The sequence below is a fragment of the Azospirillum sp. Sh1 genome (genome assembly GCF_008365135.1).
GTDB classification, from domain to species: Bacteria; Pseudomonadota; Alphaproteobacteria; order Azospirillales; family Azospirillaceae; genus Azospirillum; species Azospirillum oryzae.
Genome location: NZ_VTTK01000006.1, coordinates 142,055 through 163,159, shown reverse-complemented (window position 1 = coordinate 163,159; position 21,105 = coordinate 142,055). Strand labels below are relative to the sequence as shown.

Genomic DNA, 21,105 nt, shown 5'->3' with positions numbered 1-21,105 from the left:
GTCTCCTTCAGCTCAGCTTGCGGCGGGCGTGCGGCGCATCGGCAAGGCCGGCGTCCGGCCTGGACCGGGCCGGGCGGGTCAGGCGGTCCGCCAGGATGCCGATCAGGCTCGACAACCCGTTGGGCAGGAAGACCACGACCAGGATGAACATGCCGCCGAGAATGAGCTGCCAAGTGTCGAGAAAGCTCTCGGACAGGCTGCCCTGCATGAAGTTGACCAGGATGGCGCCGATGGCGGCGCCCATCAGCGAGCCGCGCCCGCCGACAGCCGCCCAGATCACCATGGACAGGCTGAGCGCCACCCCCATGAAGGTGGGCGAGGCGAATTCCAGCACCATGGCGTAGAGCATGCCAGCCAGCCCGGCCATGCCGGCCGACACCGCGAAGGCAAGCGACTGGTAGGCGGCGACGTCATAGCCGAAGAAGCGCACCCGGTCGGCGTCATTGCGGATGGCCTGAAGGATCAGCCCGGCCTTGCTGCGGGTGAAGGCGAGGCCGAGCAGCAGGCACAGCGACAGCGCCCCGGCGGACAGATAGTAGAAGGCCGGACTGTAGGGATCGAAGGTGATGCTGCCGACCTCCAGCCACGCCAGATCGGTGATGCCGTTGAAGCCACCGGTGTAGGCCTGCTGGTCGATGAACAGCAGGTTGACCACCGCCAGCATGGCGAGCGTGATGATGGCGACATAGACCCCGGCGATCCGGGCGCGGAACATGAAGGACCCGAGCAGCAACGCCACCACCACCGGAACCAGGATGCCGGCCAGAACCGCGAACAGGCTGGAATGGAAGGGCTGCCAGAACCAGGGCAGGTGGTCGAGGTTGTTCCACACCATGAAGTCCGGCAGGCCGGCCGATCCGGTGTGGACCGGGCTGGTCTTCAGCTTCAGATGCATGGCGATGGCGTAGGCGCCGATGCCGAAGCTGACCCCCTGCCCCAGATTGAGGATGCCGGCATAGCCCCAGCTCAAAGCCAATGCGGCAGCGGCGAGGCCGAGCGCCAGATAGCGGGCGAACTTGTTCAGCAGAAAGGCGTCGGTGACGAAGCTGGGAACCGCCAGGATGACGGCGCAGAACAGGAGATAGGCTGCGAACTGCGCATACGGCTTGCTGCGCGACAGGGTCGATTTCGACATAAGCGGGCTCCGGGCGACGGGACTGACCGGGGGACTGGCCCCGTTACGGAGTTCTGGTTGGCGGAGGTTGGAAGGTTGGTCGTCTGGGAACTGGACACTGGTCATCGACTTGGTCCCCCTCACCGGCGCCGCTGATCGACGAACAGGCCCTGCGGACGGAAGCGGATCAGGACCACCACCGCCAGGAAGACCAGCGCCTTGGCCAGCGTGTCGTTCAGCAGGAAGGCAATGCCCGCGGTGCCGCTGCCGAGCAGGCCGGAACTGACCACCGTGCCGACCAGGCTGCCGACGCCGCCGACCACCACCACCATGAAGGCATCGACCACGAAATTGGTGCCCATGTCCGGCGCCACGCTCTTGATCGGCGCCACCAGCGCGCCGGCCAGCCCGGCAAGGCCGGAGCCGAAGGCGAAGGTCAGGCTGTAGATCCTGGCGCTGTTGATGCCGTAACAGCTGGCGATCTCGCGGTTCTGGGTGACGGCGCGCAGCTTCATGCCGAACTCGGTCCGCTGGACGACGAACCAGGTCAGCGCCAACAGGGCGGCGGTCAACGCCAGGATGAACAGGCGGTAGCTTGGAACGCCGACCCCGGCGATCTCGATGCTGCCAGACAGGAACTCCGGCGTCTGGACATAACGCAGCTCGGCCCCGGCGGACAGGCGCACCGCCTGTTGCAGCATGATGCCGATGCCCCAGGTCGCCAGGATGGTGTCGAGCGGCCGGTGGTAGAGGAAGCGGACCACCGTGCTCTCGACCACCCAGCCGGCCGCCGCCACCATGAAGAATACCAGCAGCAGGCAGGGGATCAGCGGCAGGCCGAACTGCGACTGGAGGAACCAGGTTCCGTAGGCGCCGAGCATGACGAACTCGCCATGGGCGAGGTTGATGACCCCCATCGAGCCGTAGATGATCGCAAGCCCGAGCGCCACCAGTAGCAGGATCGAGGCGATGCTGAGCCCGGTGAAGAGTTGACCGAAGAAAATATCCATAAGCCCCTCCGACGGGGAGGACGTCAGACAACGCCCTCCCCTGCCCGTTCTTAGTGCTCAAGCACCCTTCAGACCGTCCTTGGTGCAGCTCTGGCCCGGATAGGCCCAATAGGGCTCCGGCTTCACCCAATCCGCCGACTGCTGGATGACCTTGAACTGGCCGTCGGCCTGGGCCTGACCGATCTTCGGCCACAGGTAGCAGTGCAGGTTGTCGCCATCGACCTTCACCTTGCCCTGCGGCGCCATGATCTCCAGACCCGCCGTGGCATCGCGGATGGCGATCGGGTTGATGTCGCCCTTGCCGAGCTTCTCCACCGCCTTACGGAACAGGTGCATCTGGAAATACGCCGCCTCCGACACGAAGTGCGTCACCGAATCCTTGCCGAAGCGCTTCTGGTAGTTCTCGACGAAGGCCTCGTTCTCCTTGGACTGGTGGCCCATGAAATACGGGGCGGAGGTGAAATGGCCGGCGGCGTACTCGCCGCCCATCGCCGCGATCTCCACCTCCGAGGTGGTCAGGCTGGCCATCGGCATCTTGTCCGGGCTGAAACCCGCCGCCTTGTATTGCTTGTGCAGCGCAATCACGCTGTCGCCGACCACGGTGGAGAAGATCACGTCCGGCTTGGTCTCGCGGAACTTGTTCAGCACCGATCCGAACTCCGAATGGCCGAGCGGCACATATTCCTCGCCGACCACCTCGCCGCCCAGCTCCTTCAGCAGGATCTTGCAGACGTTGTTTTCTTCCTTCGGATAGATGTAGTTGGAGCCGATCAGATAGAACTTCTTGCCGAAGGTCTTGACCAACCAGGGGATGAACTCCTTCTGCTGCTGGTTGGGTACCGCCCCGGTGTACATGACGTTCTTCGAGCACTCCCGGCCTTCATAGAGCGTCGGGTACCAGTAGAGATTCTTGCGCTTCTCGAAGACCGGCAGCACCGCCTTGCGCGAAGCGGAGGTGTAGGAGCCGAAGACACTGACGCACTTGTCGTTCAGCACCAGCTTGTTGGCCTTGTCGGCGAAGGTGGCGGGGTCGGAGGCCGGGTCCTCGACGACAGCGGTCAGCTTCATCCCGTTGATGCCGCCGGCGGCGTTGATCTCGTCGATGGCCATCATGGTGGCATTGTGCATCGACTTCTCGACGACCGCGGTGGTGCCGGTCAGTGAGAAGAGAACGCCGACCTTGATCTCGCCGTTTGCCGCCCAGGCGAGACCGCTGTCCTTTATCCAGATGTGGGGGAAGCCGACCGATCCGGCTACCCCGGCGATGGCCGTCGATTTCAGAAAAGTACGCCGTGTGAAGGTCATGACGTGTTTCCTCCTCGTTTGCCTGTTCTTGCTGGTTCTTCGGCACGGACGGGAGAACGCACAAAAAAAGCCCCACTCAGGCCGGCGGCCTGCTGGGGCTTCATTGCCTCGGCGCATCTCCCGGCGTCATCGGCGGGGTGCACCTGGTGCGTTCTCAAGTTATACGAGCTGTTTTTAAAATATTCAACTAGCTGTTGTGCTTTTTCCGCAGCCGTCTGCTTACCGGCGCCGAATGTCTCCGTCGCCAAGCAAAGAAAAAGCGTTGCGCGACAAGACATGCGTCGCGCCGGTTCGTACAGATTGAACGATCGGACTTATCCCTGCCCAAACCTTCCCATCGGCCTTCCTCGCATCTGTGGTGCCGGAGTGCGCGTCGGTACGTTAAGTTCAGAAACAAAAAGACCCCAGCAAGGCTTTCACACCTTCCGGGGCCCCATCGCCTGCTCGTCAATCCGACATCATTGGCGGACGCGAGCGATTTGCTTCACTTGCTTAGTAAGATGCACATTCCGTTGCGGTACCGTCAACACCAAAAATGATCAGTGAGTCGGATTTTCGGCCATAAGCATTTCGCTAGCGTCGATGATGGCGGCGGCGACCGCCTCGATGGTCGTCCGCCGGGCCATGGCGCGTTCGCGGATGAATCGGTAGGCCTCCTCCTCGGTGATCCGCCGCTGCTCGATCAGGATCGCCTTGGCCTTGCTCACCTTCTTGATGCCGTCCAGCCGCTGCTCGACCTTCTGGAGGCGCTTGCGCATGCCGCGCTCGCCCTCCGCGGCGCGGTGGGCCATGAACATGGTGGTCAGCAGGCCGAAGGCGCGGATCGGCTTGCTGACGAAGCCGCGCACCCCGTAATCGACCAGGGCCTTCAGCACGGTCGGGCTCTCATAATCGAGCACGGCGACGATCGGCGGTCCTTCGTCGGCGGTGGACCAGGATAGCCGTCCCTGCCCCGACAGCAATCGGGTCATGTCGAGGAAGATCAGATCGACGCCGCTGGGGCGATCCTTGGGCGGCGGCCATTCGGCCCGGGCCTGGCAGCCGATCCGGTGGAGTTGGCGCAACAGTTCCTCCGCCTCGGCGTCCTGCGGGTGGATGACCACGACGCGAAAGGAACGGATGTCACGGAGCAGGTTGATCGACATGCGGCGTTTGCCCCGTTTGCTGTCAGACCGTGGCCTGCCGCCGCCGGCGGATGTCCGCCTCGTCGGCAGCGTTGTGATCCACCAGATAAGGATCGGGCTTCATCGCCACCGGCGATTCCGCGACGATCTCGAACCGGCCATCCGCATCGACCCGGCCGACGCGCGGCCATAGATAGGTGTGGTTGTTGTCGGGATCGATCCGAACCCGCCCCTGGGGGGCATCGAACTCCTGCCCGAAGATGGCGTCGCGCAGCCGGTCGGTGTCCATGCAGTTGGCGATGCGCAGGGCCTGGGCGAACAGGTGGACCTGGAAATAGGCGGCCTCGCACGACGCGTTGGTCCGCTCATGCACCCCGAACCGGTCGCGGTAGCGGGCGACGAAGCGGCGGTTGGCCTCGCTGTCGATGGAATCGAAATAGGGAGCGGCGGTGACGTGCCCGCGCGAGGCGGCGACGCCGATGTCGCTGATTTCCGCCTCGCTGGTGGTCAGGCTGGCAATCGGCATCCGTGCCGGATCGAACCCCGCCTCGGCATAGGCATGGTAGAGATGGGCGGTGGCGGCGCCGACCACCGTGGAGAAGATGAAGTCCGGCTCCTTGCGCCGGATGTCGCGAATGACCGGGGCGAACGCCTTCTGCGTCGCATTCAGCGGCAGGTACTTCTCCGCGAGGATCTTGCCGGAACGCTGGAGCACCAGTTCCCGCATGATCCGGCTGGATTCATAGGGATAGATATAGTCCGACCCCACCATGTAGACGCGGCTGCCATATTCCCGCGTCAGATAGTCGGCCAGTTGCCGGCCGTTCTGGTTGGGGGCGGCGCCGGTGTAGATGACGTTGCGCGAGCATTCGAACCCCTCATAGAGGGTCGAATAGAGCAGCAGCCCGTTGCGCCGCTCCACCACCGGCAGGATCGCCTTGCGCGTGCTCGACATGTAGCAGCCGAACAGGACGCTGACCCGCTCCTCGGTCATCAGTCGCTCTGCGAGAGCCGCGAACAGCGGCGGATCGGACTGCGGATCCTCGACGATCGGCAGGATCTCCCGGCCGTTGACCCCACCGCCGGCATTGATCTCCTCAATCGCCATCAGTGTGCCCTGGAGCTGGGTGCGTTCGATTCCCGCCGTGACCCCGGTCTGCGAGAACAGCACGCCGACTCTCCACGGTTCACCGGTCTTGGGGGTACAATCCATCTGCATCCACCTCTTCGTCGCGCTCACGCCCTAACCCACACCCAGACTAACCAGTGGCCAACCGGTGCCCTTCCGGTTGGAATTCAAACAAAAAAAGCCCCAATCAGGGCGGCCGGCCCGGATTGGAGCGCCATTGCTCCGGCCCGCTCCGTCACGTCGGGACCCCGCTGAAACCCAGCCGCGGCCCCCTGGCGTGACGTCGGACAGATATGGACTTACATACTATGACAAGGACGGATTGTTTGGCGACTCCTGTTTTGCGAGGGTCTCCTCCACGTCTTCCAGGCGGAACTCCTGCGGGCCCAACCACGGGCGCTTCGAGAGCTGGCGGTGCTTCCGACAGTCCATCAGGCCGCGACGGTCCTCGATCCGGGGCTCGCCGTCGGTGATCACCTTCGGAAGCATGGCCGGGACGAGATCACAGCTCCACCCAGGGAACCGCACGGCGCTCGCCGGCTCCGGCATCACCTTCGGCATGGACACCCTCCCCTTCACCCCCCGGCATAGGCCGCGAGTTCGTCGGCGCTTCCCTGCGGAAAGGCCGCTTTCAAATGGTCGAGAAAGGCGGATACGCGGGCGTTGAGCAGCCGGCGCGTCGGATAGAGCACCCAAAGCGCCGTCTCGTGCCCGATCACATCGCCCCAGCTCACCAGCCTGCCGGCGGCCAGATCGGGGCTGGCAAGCGACAGCGGCAGGCGGGCGGCTCCCACCCCCATGCGAACCGCGTCGCGGATCATGACGAACGAGGAAAGGCTGAGAACCGGCTCGACTGCGATGCTCGACGGTCCCGACGGAGTCGTGACCTCCCATAGTTCCGGCTGGCCCAGCGATCCGCGGGTTACGGCGGGAACGGCATCGCGGCCCGCCGGGGGCGGCAGGTCAGGGCTGGCCGCCACGACCAGCCGATCACGAAGGAAGATGCGGCCGACAAGGCTCGCATCGGGAGGCGGATTGACGCGGATGACCAGATCATAGGCTTCATCGATCAAGTCGACGGCGCGGTCTTCCGTCGTGATCTCAAGCCGGACCTCCGGATATTTGCGCAGGAATCCCGCCGCCAGCTTTCCCATCGCGGTCTGCGAGAACAGCAGCGGCGCGCTGATTCGCAACCGGCCGCGGGGACTCCGGCCACCCGAGGCAATCGCCTTCGCCGTCTCGTCAAGTTCGGTCAGCAAGGCGCCCGTCCGCTCGAACAGGGCCCTCCCCTCCGCCGTGAGTTTGAGTGAACGGGCGCCCCGCTCGAACAGACGCAGGTCGAGGCTCGCCTCCAACTCGGCCACCCGTCGCGACAGGGTCGCCTTCGGGCGCCCGGATGCACGCGCGGCCTTTCCGAATCCGCCGTGCCGGGCGACCAGATTGAAATCGGTCAGGGCAAGCAAGTCCATCCGTTCCACCAGTGAGACGGTCCGTCCAAATCCGCTGTCTATCGGGCCTGTCGTGGATCGCTATTGTCAAGGACATCTTCTCACCCAGAAACCGGAGTGATCCCCATGACCATCCTCGTTACCGGCGCCACCGGCCGTGTCGGCCGCCATGTCGTCGACCAGCTGACGAAGCGCGGCGCCGATGTACGCGTGCTGACCCGCGATCCGTCGAAAGCCGCCGTCCCCGCCGGGGTGGAAGTCGCCCAGGGCGACATGCTGGACATCGACGCGCTGCGTGCCGCCTTCCGCGGTGTCCGCACCTTGTTCCTGTTGAACGCCGTCACCGGCGATGAATTCACCCAAGCGATCATCACCCTGAACATCGCCCGCGAGGCGGGTGTCGAGCGGGTCGTCTATCTGTCGGTGTTCGAAGCCGACCGCGCGGTGAACGTGCCGCATTTCGCGGTGAAGTTCGGCGCCGAGCGCATGCTCGACCGGATGGGCTTCAGCGCCACCATCCTGCGTCCGACCTACTTCATCGACAACGAGGTGATGATCAAGGACGTCGTCGTCAACCACGGCATCTACCCAATGCCGATCGGCAGCAAGGGCGTCGCGATGGTCGATGCACGGGACATCGCGGAGGTCGCGGCCATCGAACTGATCCGCCGCGACCGCGCACCGGGCAAGCTGCCGGTCGAGACCATCAACCTGGTCGGCCCCGACACGCTGACCGGCATCCAGGTCGCCGCAATCTGGTCCGATCTGCTGGGCCGCACCGTGACCTATGGCGGTGACGATCCCAGCGGGTTCGAGCAGACCATGGCCTCCGTCATGCCAAAATGGACCGCCTATGAGATGCGCCTGATGGCCGAGCGCTATGTCAGCGACGGCATGATCCCCAATGCCGGCGACGTCGTGCGTCTGACCGCCCTGCTGGGACGCCCGCTGCACAGCTATCGCAGCTTCGCCGCCGCGATCGCCGCCGGCTGAGGATCCACGATCCCCGCTTCGGTCGCAAAGTTCGGGGGATGGCGCGGAGTGATCGTGCTCCGGTCCGGTGGACATCTCCCCATCCGGTTGACACCCGGGTCCGCTTTCCCGCAACTTGCTCCCCTGTTTGACCGGTCAAACTCGGAGCGGCATCGTGCCCGTAATCGCAATAGCCACCTCCAAGGGTGGTTCGGGAAAAACCACGCTGGCTGCCGGCCTTGCCGACCTTCTCCACAGGCAAGGCCGAAGTGTGGAATGCATCGACACCGATCCCAACCGCAACCTTCACGACTGGCTGTCCGAACCGCGAAACGGCATCCCGTGCACGCCGGTCGAGGAGGAAGCGGTGATCGACGGTGTGGCACGCGCGGTCGAACGCTCCGACTATGTGCTGATCGATGTGGCCGGCGCCCTGCAGAGAGGCATGCTGTACGCCATCAGCGCCGCGGACTTCGTGCTGATGCCGTGCAAGACCGACCGGAAGGACGTGGTCGAGGCGGTGCGTACCCAGGAACTGATCGAATCGGCCGGCAAGATGGTCCGCCGCAAAATCCTCCACGCCGCCGTGCTGACCCAGGTCAACCGGCGCGCCCAGGTGACCGGACACACCCGCGCCCAGCTCGAGGTGATGGGCGTGCCGGTGCTGAGCGCCGACCTGCCGGCCCGCACCGCTTATCAACAGGCCTCCTGGAATGGCGCGCCGCTCGCAGCACCAGAGGCGCGCGAAGACTTCGGCGCCATCGCCGCCGAAGTGGCGTCCCTGATGGAGGCGGAGCATGGCTAAGCGCCCCCCGCTCAAACTGTTCGACGCGGACGAGATCAAACGGTCCATCGCCCCGCTGGCGCAACGCCTGCCGTCGAATCGTGCGTCCGACCATGGTGATGCACAGGCCCCGGAACCCACGACGCCGGATGAGTATGTCGAAACCATCGACCGCTTGTGGGAGGAGGCACAGAAAAGCTTCCTTGCCATCGGACGCTATCTGGACGAGGCGCAGAAGAAGCTTTCGGCGGAGCAGTTTGCCCATGTGATCGAGCGCCTGCGCTTCGGCAAGGTCGTCCGCAGCCAGATCATGACCGCATACCGCGCGGTGACCGCCGGCCTGTTGCCGCCGGGCGTCGAGGCAGCCGGTTATTCGGTGGTCTATCATGCGGCAACGCTGTCCGACACCGAGCGTGCCCAGGCCGTCGCCGAAGGCGTGATCCGCCCAGACATGCGCCGCACCGAGATCGTCGCTTTCAAACGGCGCGTCCGGACGAACGCAGCACAGCGCGAAGACGACCGCCGGGCGACGCTGGAAGCGGAAAAGCAGCGGCTTCTTGCCCGTGTCGCCGACATCGACCGGGAGCTTTCCGCCCTCGCCTGACGCCGTACGGTTCCGGCCGCCGAAGAACGGCTTCGAGCAACAGTGAGTTCCGACTGTGTCTTGCGAAGCGGAACGGCGGTTACGCGCTGTCCGTCACAGCGCCCAAGGCGGTGGTCGAGCGGTTGTGAGTCATCCCCGCCGATGCGCCGCCCCGTGGCTGGCGTAGGCGGGCCGGCTCCCCCAAGCTCCTACACCATGCTCCGGAACACGGCCGCTGCCACTTGCGACCAAGAAGCCCGCCACGGATAATGCGCCATATTCGGACATCCAACAGGAGACATGCCGCGTGTTCGCCCTGTCCGGTCTGCGCCACTTCATCGATCCAGGCTCTCTCGAACGGGGCCGGCAATATTGGCGGGACGGCCGCGTCCGAACCGTTGAGGCTCAGTTGCGGCGGGGGATTGACTGGAGCGTGACGTCGACGGTCCGGGGCTCGGGTCGCGCGCTCTATGGTCAGGATATCAGGGTGAAAATCGCCGACGGCGTGCTGAAACAGGTGGATGGCGAGTGCGACTGTCCGGTGGGTTACAATTGCAAGCATGTCGCCGCGGCGATAATGGCCTGGGCAGAGCGCGCCTCCAACATTCCCTCCGCCGGCCGGCAGTCTGAACGGTTATCCACCGCTGGTCCCATCTCATCGTCAGCGACACCGGCGGCAGTTGCCGTTCAGGACAAAATGACTCCCAAGGACCCCGGGCTCCCGGTTACGGTGAAGGACTTGCTTGCACGGCTCAATACGGCAGTGCTGCGCGAAACCACAGATCAGTACGCCGACACCGTCCGCAAGCGGCTGCTCTATGTCCTGCGCCTGGATGACCATCCCTCCGGCGAGCGGACGCTGGTGCTCCGTATCATCTCCGCCACCCTGCGCAAGGACGGCCAGTTCGCCAACGATGACAAAGCGTATGATACCTATCAGTTCGGCACGCTGGGTTCGGCGAAGTTCGTCACCCCGACCGATCACGCGCTGCTGAATGCCGTGTCGCGCAATGCACAGACCGGTACACAGGGGTTCCTGCTGCCGGCCGATGTGGCCCCCTGGTTGATCGAGCGCATGCTGCGCACTGGCCGGCTGTATTGGCAGGATTTCCGCACCGGCAAACCGCTGCACTCAGGCCCCGTCCTGACCGGGACGCCGTGTTGGGAGACTGATAGCGCGGGCCGCCAGCGCTTCACCATCACGGTCATGCCGAACGGTGCCGACACGCTGGCGACCGTCGTGCTGCCAACGGTGCCACTGCTCTATGTCGATCCGACGAACGCCACCTACGGCCCGGTCGATGCGACAGCGGTGTCTCCACACATCGCCGTCGCACTTCTGACGGCCCCGCCGCTACCGCCGGACGAGGTGGCCGCCTTCCGAGCCGAGGCGGAACGGCTCGGCGACCGGCTGCCAGTGCTGCCGACTCCTCCAGCGCGGACAGAACGGCGCCGTCTTGTGCCACGGCCGAAATTGCAACTAAAAGTTGCTACATTGTTAGGGGCCTCCTACCTGTACCAGACCGGCTATGGGTCGACGGCGGTGATTGAACTCCCGGTTGCCGACCTGCACTTCGACTATGCCGGCACCTGCCTGCATTGGAAACGGCGGGGCCCGCCGTTGCAATGGATGGAGGACGGTGTCCTCGTCACCGCGGAGCCTCAACCGAAAGAGGAAAAGAAGGCGATAAAGCGGCTGGAGGAGGCCGGCTTCGCCATCCCACCAATGCCGCTCAGCATCGGTGGCGCTCCGCCGGTTGCCAACGAGCTGTTCGCCGTCCCTGGCGATGAATTCGATGAACAGTCGGTCTGGCTGAACTTCTGCCATTCGGTGCTCCCCGAACTGCGGGCCGCCGGCTGGACCATCGAGATCGCGCCGGATTTCCCCTTCGAGGTTCTCGATGCGCCGAAGGATTGGGCGTTCGAGGTCGAGGACGGCTCGGGGATCGACTGGTTCGGCCTGTCGCTTGGGGTGGATGTCGCCGACGAGCGCATCGACCTGTTGCCGGTGCTGCGCGAGGTGATCGATGCGCTCGCCCGGATTGATCCGTACCTCCTCGACACCGAAATTTTCGACGAGGTCGTCGAAGTGGAGGACGGCACCGACGGGATGGACGGACGAGCGCCAGGGCTGGAGGCGGTGCTGGAGCAGTTGGCGCCATCCGGAACGATGTTCGTGCGGATCGGGGACACCCGTTACCTGCCGCTGGCGGTGGAGCGGATGGCGCCGATGATCGGCGTGCTGATGGAGCTGTTCGGCCTGCAGCCCACCGGTGGGACGCTGCGCATCGGCCGGTCCCATCTGGGCGACCTATCGGCGCTGGAGGAAGCCGCGTCGGCCGCCGGCATTCCACTGCTCGGCGCCGATGCCGTGCGCGGTATGGCCAAGGCTCTGAGCGAGGCGGACGGGCTGCCGACGGTGGCGCCGCCGCAGGGGCTGCGCGCCACCTTGCGGCCCTATCAGCAGACCGGGCTCGACTGGCTGCAGTTCCTCGCCGCCCACGGCTTCGGCGGCATCCTCGCCGACGACATGGGGTTGGGCAAGACGCTGCAGGCGTTGGCCCATCTGCTGGTGGAAAAGGAGGCCGGCCGGCTCGATCGCCCAAGCCTGCTGGTGGCGCCGACCAGCGTGCTCGGCAACTGGCGGGCGGAGGTGCGGCGTTTCGCGCCGGCCTTGCGCACGCTCGTCCTGCACGGTCCACAGCGCAAAACGGCTCACGGGTCGCTGGCCGAATACGATCTGGTGGTGACCTCCTACGCCCTGCTGCCGCGCGACCGCGAGGTGCTGACGGCCCAGCCTTGGCATCTGGCGATCTTCGACGAAGCACAGTATCTCAAAAACCCCGGCGGCCAGGCGAGCAAGGCAGCGCAGGCGCTGCAGGCGCGCCAGCGCCTGTGCCTGACCGGCACCCCGGTTGAGAACACCCTGGACGAGCTGTGGGCGCTGTTCGCGGTCAGCGTGCCCTCGCTGTTCGGCGACCGTACCGGCTATCGGAAGACATTCCGCACGCCCATCGAAAAGCATGGCGATGCAGACCGCCAGCGCGTGCTCGCCCGCCGCGTCCGCCCCTTCCTGCTGCGCCGGACCAAGGAGGAGGTGGCGGCGGAGCTGCCGCCCAAGACCGAAATCCTGGAGACGGTGGAGCCCGGCGGCGGCCAGCGCGACCTCTACGAGACCATCCGCCTGACCATGGACCGGCGTGTGCGTGACGAGGTGGCGCGCAAGGGGTTGGCGCGCAGCCGGATCACCATTCTGGACGCGCTGCTGAAGCTGCGGCAGGTCTGCTGCGATCCGCGGCTGGTCAAGCTGGAGAGCACGCGCAAGCGGGTGGCGAAGGGAGCGGACTCGGCGAAGCTGGACCGGCTTCTGGACATGCTGCCGGAACTGCTGGCCGACGGCCGGCGCATCCTGCTGTTCTCGCAGTTCACCTCGATGCTCGACCTGATCAAGCCGGAACTCGACCGGCTCTCCATCCCTTTCGTTGAGCTGACCGGCGACACCAGGGACCGAGAGACGCCGGTCAGGCGTTTCCAGGCGGGCGAGGTGCCGCTGTTCCTCATCAGCCTGAAGGCCGGCGGCACCGGACTGAACCTGACCGCCGCCGACACGGTGATCCACTATGATCCCTGGTGGAATCCGGCGGTGGAGGACCAGGCGACCGATCGCGCCCACCGCATCGGCCAGGACAAGCCGGTCTTCGTCTACAAGCTGGTCACCACCGGCACGGTGGAGGAGCGCATGGTGCAGCTTCAGGAGCGCAAGCGCCGGCTGGGTGAGGCGATTTACGACCAGGGCCGGACCGCCGAGGACCTGCTGACCGCCGACGACCTCGATTTCCTGCTGGCCCCGATCAAGGAATGACGCCGACCGGAGGGTACCCCAGGCCTCCGCACCATGGGCCCGCGTACTCTTGCGATGAACATGCCGGCCGCCGTCCTCTCCGATTGCCGATTCGCAGCCCGATTGCGTACTCTTGCGATGACCGATCGCCCAGCCAAGCGGCGGCGCCGGCTTGTCCCGCGTATTGTTGCGATGCCGATACGCACTCTTGCGATACGCGACTCGGATCGACTCGGCTTTTCCCCCGTACTCTTGCGATGAATCAACTAATAGAGTCTCAAATAGGATTCCTACTAGCTATGCTCTCAAGAGTACGCGTTGCGGTTCATAGCCCGACAGGTCACACTCCTGACAGCTCTGGCAGGAGGGATGACCCGTGGGTACGCTTCACGAACTGATCAGGACGCATGGCGCCGACGATGCCCGCCGTCTCGTCCCGGAACAGGAGCGCCCCTTCGTCGATCTGGCAGCGGAAGCACTGGCGACCGAGAGCAAGGCCCTCGGTATCACCTATGCCGGCTTCTGCCTGACCAGTCTGCCACACAAGGCGTTGCCGGACGAGCAGCATTGGGAACGCCCCGGACACAAGGTCAAGCTGATCATCGAACCGGGCCGTCTGCCCGACAATGACGGCACGACACGGCTGTTCGGCGTCCCTTATGGCTCGCGGGCCCGTCTCATCCTGCTTTACCTGCAGACCCGCGCCATCCAGACCGGCAGCCCGGAGGTCGAACTGGGCGCGTCGATGCGCGATTGGATGAGCCGGATGAACGTCTCCACCGGCGGCAAGTCGTACCGTGACGTCAAGGAACAGGCGAACCGGATCAGCGCCTGCAATCTGACCTTCATCTGGGAACGCCAGGGCAAGAAGGCAGAATTCGCCAAGGACACCATCGTCAAGGGCGGCATCCAGCTCTACGATACCGACGACGACCAGCAATTGCGCCTGTGGGTGGACACGGTGCGCCTGTCCGACAGCTTCTTCAAGGCCTTGCGCGAGCATCCCGTGCCGGTGTGGGAGCCGGCGATCAAGCTGATCTCCAACAAATCGATGGCGATCGACATCTATATCTGGCTCGCCTACCGCCTGCATGTGCTGGGGGCCGCCACACCGGTGACCTGGACCGCCCTGCATGGCCAGTTCGGCGCCGGCTACAAGAACATTTTCCAGTTCAAGCCACGCTTTCAGGACGCCCTGAGAGCAGCACTGGCGGTCTACCCCGATGCGAAGGTCAGCATCGACGATGCCGGCCTCGTCCTCCACCCTTCCCGTCCGCCGGTGCCGGAACGGCAGTTCGCACTCTTGCGATGACCGGAGGACCACGTACTCTTGCGAGGCCCCATCGCAAGAGTACGCGCTAAGGGTTCCTTGGGCACGGCACCGTCTGGCATGGCGTGTGCGGCACAACAAGATGCACATCGGTTGACAGTGCCGTCAACGTCGCTCATCGTTCCGGGAATTCACCTCCCGGAGTGAGCAATACCCTATGGCGCATGAGATGAGCGGCGAGGAACTGCGCCGCTACCGCGAAGACCGCGGCATGAATCAGCAGGAGTTGGTGGTCTGGCTCAACGAGCGGCTCGGCCGCCGCTATGACCGCGCCAAGATCTCCCGCTGGGAAACCGGAGCGGAGCGCATTCCGCAAACCGTCGGCGCAGCCCTAAAGGCGTCGACCAGTCCCGTCGGCATACCGGCCGCTTCCAGCCCGCGCAATGCTCCGCTCGTGCTGTGCGCCGCCAACCAGAAGGGCGGGGTCGGCAAGACGACGACCTGCGTGAATGTCGCGTGGCTGCTGAGCCGGCAGGGCCAGCGGGTGCTGCTGGTCGACTGCGACCCGCAGGCGAACGCGACCGTCCACCTCGGCGTCGACCCGCACGAGCGCGAGGTGGTCAAGGAGACGCTGACCCATGCGTTGCGCTCGACGCGCCCGCTGCGGGAATTCGTCACCCCGGTGTGCGACGGCGCCTTCGATCTGCTGCCCTCCTCCATCTCGTTGGCGGCGGCCGACCGCGAACTGCTGCGCCAGCCCAACGGGACACTGATCCTGCGCGCGAAGATCGCCCAGCTGTCCGGCCACTATGATTTCATCATTCTCGACTGCCCGCCGCATTTGGGCGAACTGACCGTGTCGGTGCTGAACGCCGCCGACCAGCTTCTCATCCCGACTCAGACGGAGATGCTGTCGCTGATGGGTATTCCCCAACTGTTCGAGACCATCGCCGGCGTACGCGAGCTGGTCAACCCGCGGCTGCGGATCCTCGGCATCCTGCCGACGATGTTCAGCCCGCGCCGGCTGCAGGACGAGCAGATCCTGACCGAACTGCAGGCGATGGCGGCGTCGGAGAACCTGCGCCTGTTCGCGCCGGTGCGCCGGGCCGCCGATTACACCAAGAGCGTATTGGCCGGCCGGCCGGGGCTGGCGATGAATCCGAATTCCGCCGGAGCGGACAGCTACCAGGAAATCACCGAGGCGCTGTTGGCGCTGGCGCGGGCGGAGGTTGGCCATGGCGTCTAAGAAGGGGCTCGATGTCGCCAACACCGGACTGCTGAAGCGGACGATCAGCCGCGCCGCCGCCGGCGGTGGCGGGACCAGCAACAGGGCGCTGTTCGGACTGAGCGGCAAGATGCGTTTCCGGGAAATCCCGCTTGGCCAGATCGAACCGGATCCCGATCAGCCGCGGCGCAACGCCCAGGAAGCCGACATCGCTACGCTGGCCGCGTCGATCGAGCAGAAGGGGTTGCTGCAGCCGATCAACGTCCGCGAGATCGCCGTCGACCGCTTCATGATCATTGCCGGCGAACGGCGCTACTGGGCCTTCCGCCAGCTCGACCGCGAGACCATCCCGGCGCTGGTGCTCGACACCGACGACGCCCAGGCGTTGGCGCTGATCGAGAACGTCCAGCGTGTCGACCTGCACGCCATCGACGTCGCGCGCTCGCTGGAGCGGTTGGTCGAGGACAAGGGGCTGACACAGGATCAGGCGGCGGTCCTGATCGGCAAATCGCAAGAGTACGTGGCCCGGCTGCTCGGCATTCTGCGGCTGCCGACGGCGATCCAGGAAGATGCGCCGCAGCAGAGCCATGTGTCGGTCTCGGTGCTGATGGAGCTGTCGGAACTCGGCGACGCCACGCTGCAGGCCCAGTTGTGGGAGCGTGCGAAAGCCGGCCTCACGGTGAAAGCGGTGCGCGAGGCCAAGCAACAGCGCAAAGCCTCCTCCCCTGCCCCCGCCGCGCACCGAACGACCCTGCGGGCGCTGCACAAGGGAGTTGCAAGCTTGCGCGATCTCAGCGACGGCGGCAGCCGGCTCGACGATGCCGACCGCGAGGCTCTGCGCACGCTGCGCAGCGCCATCGATACGCTGCTCGGCGAGTGACACGCTATTAGACGTCTAATAAGCCGAGGCCTTACCGATCCCCGCGCTATTAGACGTCTAATAACCCCCCTCCCCTCCTCCGGAGATGCTGAACCGGGCGAGCGCTGCCGGAATTTTGCGACTGCTGGGCATTTTCTCCGCGACCGCCCGACGGACAATGACCATGGCGGCCAGCATTCCGGTGACCGCGCCGGCGGACCTCCTCAGCCCCTCCGCCGTTGCTATCGTTCCAACACCCGCCCTCGCAGGGAGGGCGACGGTGGGATCACCATAAAGACCGCTTCCCATGGGTTTCAATCCACGCCCCCGCAGGGAGGGCGACCGGCGGTGTCGGTGTTGTACAGTCCAAGCAGCATGTTTCAATCCACGCCCCCGCACGGAGGGCGACGACGATCAACTGGACGCCGAACTCCGACGACCAGTTTCAATCCACGCCCCCGCACGGAGGGCGACGGGGGTGTGTCAAATTTACCTGGATGCAGGCCGCGGTTTCAATCCACGCCCCCGCACGGAGGGCGACCGCTGACGCCCGGTCAGACCGCCCATTCGATCTCGTTTCAATCCACGCCCCCGCACGGAGGGCGACCCGCAGCCGCGACAGCGCCGACATCACCGGCAAGTTTCAATCCACGCCCCCGCACGGAGGGCGACCATCTTCGCCCAGGATCCGCAGGTGCTGTACCGGTTTCAATCCACGCCCCCGCACGGAGGGCGACTTTTCCTCTTCGAGTATCTGGACACCCAAAGCCCGTTTCAATCCACGCCCCCGCACGGAGGGCGACCCAGATGGCAGGCGAGAGCGCGGGCATAGACGTGTTTCAATCCACGCCCCCGCACGGAGGGCGACATGATATCGTGATATTACGATATTGCGATATCGCAGTTTCAATCCACGCCCCCGCACGGAGGGCGACGCACAGGCCACCGCAACCTTTTTCATCAGACACGTTTCAATCCACGCCCCCGCACGGAGGGCGACCTGCGCAATCGTTACGAACTCAGCGTTGTTTATGTAGTTTCAATCCACGCCCCCGCACGGAGGGCGACAGGAGCGAATAACGGGCCTGTCGGTCATGACGCGCTGTTTCAATCCACGCCCCCGCACGGAGGGCGACGCGGAGTTGCCGAGCACTTGGTTCTTGGTCCGGTTGTTTCAATCCACGCCCCCGCACGGAGGGCGACGGCCGGGGACAAACCGGTCCCACGCCTTGTTCATGTTTCAATCCACGCCCCCGCACGGAGGGCGACCTGGGACCGCGGCGTTGGCCGCGCAGGAGGGGGAGTTTCAATCCACGCCCCCGCACGGAGGGCGACGATGGATAGCCACAGACCATCCAACTCGCGAAGTTTCAATCCACGCCCCCGCACGGAGGGCGACTGATCGAAGGCGCTGCGGCGATGCTGGGGAGACGGTGTTTCAATCCACGCCCCCGCACGGAGGGCGACATCCAGCCGGCGCGTGCCGGCCGCTGCGGAGTGTTTCAATCCACGCCCCCGCACGGAGGGCGACGTGCGGCTGCGGGACGAGATGCACAATGAACAGTTTCAATCCACGCCCCCGCACGGAGGGCGACGCGATGGGGATGGACCCATGCAGCCGAGTGTGGGGTTTCAATCCACGCCCCCGCACGGAGGGCGACCGCGGAGCGCTGGACAGCGCCAGTGCGATCCAGCGTGTTTCAATCCACGCCCCCGCACGGAGGGCGACAGGCCTTCTGCTTCGATCCGTGCTTGCCGATCAGGTTTCAATCCACGCCCCCGCACGGAGGGCGACCTGATAAAAAACGGCACAACATGCAGAGAATGCGGTTTCAATCCACGCCCCCGCACGGAGGGCGACCGCCCGAGTATAAGATTTTGTTGTTGCATGGAGAATAGGCCTGTTTGCGCGAACCTGCCTCCTCAAATCCGGGAAGGTGGCGAGCCTTTGCCTGCGCAGCGCTCGATCCGTTGGCACTCCTGTGTCATTCGGCTGTGCGAACCCCCTGGCATCGCCATGGGAGCTTGGGGTTCGCGCAGGTTCGCTTGCGCTGGTAAGGTGGGAAACCACCATCGCGCGAGGTTGTCATGGACTGTTACGCCCATACGCTTCCCGATCGGCCCAAGACCGAATGGGAGCCGCTGCGGAAGCATCTTGAACTCGTCGCCCAGATCGCGCACGGATTCGGTGCCCAACTGTTGGCGGACGGGTCGGCGGCGGCGTTCGCACGGGCGCTGGGCCTGCTGCACGATTCCGGGAAATATGCTCAGGCCTTTCAGGACTATCTGTCAACCGCGAACGGCAGGCGGGGGCAGGTCGACCATTCCACCGCCGGGGCCGTCTATGCGCTGGAGCGGTACAAGGATCAAGCCGGCTGGATGCTGGCCTATGCGGTGGCCGGCCACCACGCCGGGCTTCCGGACGGCGGGGCAGGGGAGCGCGGCAGCCTGCAAAAGCGGATCGCCGAATCACCCTCGGCTGCCGCGGCGCGCGCCGGGTTCATGGCAGAGGTTGCGCCTTTGCTGCCGGACGGCCTGCCACCGCCGACATTCCGCGACGGGTTCCAGGCGTCGCTGTTCGTGCGGATGCTGTTCTCCTGCCTGACCGATGCGGACGCGCTGGCGACCGAGAGCTTTGCCGATCCGGATATGGCGGCGGAGCGCGGCCACGCGCCCGATCCCGACGCGCTTGCGGTGGCGCTCGACCGCTATCTGGCGAACAAGATGGTGGAGGCGAAGGCCGAAGGCGGCAGCCCCGTCAACCGCATCCGGGAAGAAGTGCTGGACCGCTGCCGCGCCGCCGCCCTTGGGCCGCCGGGGGTGTTTTCCCTGGCCGTGCCGACGGGGGGCGGCAAGACTCTGTCCTCGCTGGCCTTCGCGTTGGCCCACCTGCGTCACCACCGCGAGCGCGGCTTGCGGCGGGTGATCTATGTGATCCCCTATCTGAGCATCATCGAGCAGACCGCACAGGAGTTCCGCGACAAGGTCTTCGCCGGCCTGCCCGGTGCGGTGGTGGAGCATCATTGCGCCTACCGTCCGCCGCAGGATGCGAATGGCAGTGTGGCGGAGGAGGGTAGCGGCCCCGACCGGCACAAGCTGGCGGCGGAAAACTGGGACGCGCCGGTTGTCGTCACCACGGCGGTGCAGTTCTTCGAATCCTTCTTCGCCGGCCGGCCGTCGCGCTGCCGCAAGCTGCACAATGTTGCCGGCTCGGTGATCGTGCTGGACGAGGCGCAATTGCTGCCGGTGCCGCATCTGCGCCCCTGTCTGGCCGTGCTGCGCGAACTGGTGGAGCGCTATGGCTGCACGGTCTTGCTGTGCACGGCGACGCAGCCGGCGCTGGGCAAGGACCGGCCGCTGGATTTCGGGCTTCCGGACATCACGCCGATCATGCCGGATCCAGAGCGCCTGCACCATGCCATGAGGCGGGTCCGCGTCGAGCATGCCGGCCCCCTCGACGACGAGGCGCTGGCCGACCGTCTTGCCGACGCTCCGCAGGCGCTGTGCGTGGTCGACACCCGACCGCATGCCGCCGACCTGTTCCTGCGGCTGAGGGAGCGGAAGGTGACGGGCCTTCGCCATCTGTCCGCCGCCATGTGCGCCGAACACCGCACTGTGGTGCTCGATGCCATCCGTGACGACCTTAGGAACGGCAGGCCCTGCCGGGTCGTCTCCACACAGCTGGTCGAAGCCGGGGTGGATGTCAGCTTTCCGCTGGTGCTGCGGGCGATGGCCGGACTCGATTCGGTGGCCCAGAGCGCCGGGCGCTGCAACCGGCACGGAGAGCTGGGGGAGGGCGCGCTGGGCTCCGTGCTGGTGTTCGAGACGGAGCGCGCCTTGAAGCTGGCCGACCTGAACCGCCGCCGCGACAAGGCGCGCGAGGTGCTCTATGGCCGCGACTGGAACGACGCCCTGGATCCGGCGGTGCTGGAGTCCTACTTCCGCGCCCTGTACGCGACGGGACGACGGGGGCGGAGCAGCAATGGCGGCGACCCCTTCGACGTCTGCGGCGCGTGGGCGGCCTTCGGTGGGGCAGGGCGGCTGGACGCCTTGCCGTTCCGGGAGGTGGCGGAGCGGTTCCGGTTGATCGACGACGACCAGATGGCGGTGATCACGCCCCGCACGGATGCGGCCCGCGGTTGGGTCGCCGCCCTGCGCACGGCGGAACGTCCGGCGGCCCTGGCGCGCAAGCTGCAACGGCACACGGTGTCACTGCCCCGGTCGAGGGCACTGCGCCTGCTTGCCGCCGGGACGGTGCAGGCGGTGGGTCCGGACAGGCAGTTCCTCGTGCTTGCGGATGGAGATGCGTACGACGACCACCTTGGTCTTAGGGCGCGGGATCCGCGGGAGAGAGATGAAGAGAGCAATATTGTCTGAAGGATTGGGAGCGGTGTGAAGGGCGGTCGAGGAGCCGCCCCATGCACCTGCGGCATTTTCTCTC

Annotated in this window: 15 protein-coding genes and 1 CRISPR repeat array; of the genes, 8 read left to right on the top strand and 7 right to left on the bottom strand. The window is 65.6% G+C overall.

Annotation, left to right across the window (positions count from 1 at the left end; all coding sequences use genetic code 11):
• Positions 1-7 precede the first annotated feature (7 nt).
• From urtC to FZ029_RS08920, 7 genes are all read right to left on the bottom strand, one after another.
• Positions 8-1,135: an urea ABC transporter permease subunit UrtC gene (urtC, locus tag FZ029_RS08950; protein ID WP_149268941.1), complete on the bottom strand. Its 1,128-nt coding sequence runs from the start codon at positions 1,133-1,135 to the stop codon at positions 8-10.
• Between the two features lie 119 nt (positions 1,136-1,254).
• Positions 1,255-2,124 carry an urea ABC transporter permease subunit UrtB gene (urtB, locus tag FZ029_RS08945; RefSeq protein ID WP_149268940.1) on the bottom strand — a complete coding sequence of 290 codons (870 nt, stop codon included), beginning with the start codon at positions 2,122-2,124 and terminating at the stop codon, positions 1,255-1,257.
• A gap of 57 nt (positions 2,125-2,181) precedes the next feature.
• Positions 2,182-3,429 (bottom strand): transporter substrate-binding domain-containing protein, encoded by a 1,248-nt coding sequence (locus FZ029_RS08940; protein WP_149268939.1) that lies wholly within the window; start codon positions 3,427-3,429, stop codon positions 2,182-2,184.
• Positions 3,430-3,968: 539 nt separating this feature from the next.
• Positions 3,969-4,574 (bottom strand): ANTAR domain-containing protein, encoded by a 606-nt coding sequence (locus tag FZ029_RS08935; protein WP_149268938.1) that lies wholly within the window; start codon positions 4,572-4,574, stop codon positions 3,969-3,971.
• A gap of 22 nt (positions 4,575-4,596) precedes the next feature.
• Complete coding sequence (locus FZ029_RS08930; protein WP_149268937.1) at positions 4,597-5,766, bottom strand: transporter substrate-binding domain-containing protein; 1,170 nt, start codon at positions 5,764-5,766, stop codon at positions 4,597-4,599.
• Positions 5,767-5,988: 222 nt separating this feature from the next.
• Positions 5,989-6,243 carry a hypothetical protein gene (locus FZ029_RS08925; RefSeq protein WP_149268936.1) on the bottom strand — a complete coding sequence of 85 codons (255 nt, stop codon included), beginning with the start codon at positions 6,241-6,243 and terminating at the stop codon, positions 5,989-5,991.
• 14 nt (positions 6,244-6,257) lie between these two features.
• Positions 6,258-7,151: a LysR family transcriptional regulator gene (locus FZ029_RS08920; protein ID WP_149268978.1), complete on the bottom strand. Its 894-nt coding sequence runs from the start codon at positions 7,149-7,151 to the stop codon at positions 6,258-6,260.
• A 105-nt stretch (positions 7,152-7,256) separates the two neighbouring features.
• Here FZ029_RS08920 and FZ029_RS08915 point away from each other — a divergent pair, with 105 nt between their 5' ends.
• The 8 genes from FZ029_RS08915 to FZ029_RS08880 all read left to right on the top strand — a co-directional run bounded on the left by FZ029_RS08915 (position 7,257) and on the right by FZ029_RS08880 (position 21,041).
• Positions 7,257-8,123: an NmrA family NAD(P)-binding protein gene (locus FZ029_RS08915; RefSeq protein ID WP_149268935.1), complete on the top strand. Its 867-nt coding sequence runs from the start codon at positions 7,257-7,259 to the stop codon at positions 8,121-8,123.
• Between the two features lie 154 nt (positions 8,124-8,277).
• Positions 8,278-8,907: a ParA family protein gene (locus FZ029_RS08910; protein ID WP_188051876.1), complete on the top strand. Its 630-nt coding sequence runs from the start codon at positions 8,278-8,280 to the stop codon at positions 8,905-8,907.
• Entirely contained in the window at positions 8,900-9,490 is a 591-nt protein-coding gene (locus tag FZ029_RS08905) for a hypothetical protein (protein WP_149268933.1), read from the top strand. The genes FZ029_RS08910 and FZ029_RS08905 overlap by 8 nt, the downstream gene beginning before the upstream one ends.
• 286 nt (positions 9,491-9,776) lie before the next feature.
• Positions 9,777-13,331, top strand: a complete 3,555-nt coding sequence (locus FZ029_RS08900) for a DEAD/DEAH box helicase (RefSeq protein ID WP_149268932.1) — start codon at positions 9,777-9,779, stop codon at positions 13,329-13,331.
• A gap of 355 nt (positions 13,332-13,686) precedes the next feature.
• Positions 13,687-14,622, top strand: a complete 936-nt coding sequence (locus tag FZ029_RS08895; protein WP_149268931.1) for a replication protein RepA — start codon at positions 13,687-13,689, stop codon at positions 14,620-14,622.
• A gap of 175 nt (positions 14,623-14,797) precedes the next feature.
• Positions 14,798-15,826: an AAA family ATPase gene (locus FZ029_RS08890; protein WP_149268930.1), complete on the top strand. Its 1,029-nt coding sequence runs from the start codon at positions 14,798-14,800 to the stop codon at positions 15,824-15,826.
• Positions 15,816-16,685 (top strand): ParB/RepB/Spo0J family partition protein, encoded by an 870-nt coding sequence (locus FZ029_RS08885; RefSeq protein WP_149268929.1) that lies wholly within the window; start codon positions 15,816-15,818, stop codon positions 16,683-16,685. Before FZ029_RS08890 ends, FZ029_RS08885 begins: the two co-directional genes overlap by 11 nt.
• A gap of 226 nt (positions 16,686-16,911) precedes the next feature.
• Positions 16,912-18,525: direct repeats of the CRISPR family, unit length 32 nt; unit sequence GTTTCAATCCACGCCCCCGCACGGAGGGCGAC.
• Positions 18,526-18,752: 227 nt separating this feature from the next.
• Positions 18,753-21,041, top strand: coding sequence for a CRISPR-associated endonuclease Cas3'' (locus tag FZ029_RS08880; protein ID WP_149268928.1), 2,289 nt, complete (start codon positions 18,753-18,755; stop codon positions 21,039-21,041).
• Positions 21,042-21,105: the final 64 nt, after the last annotated feature.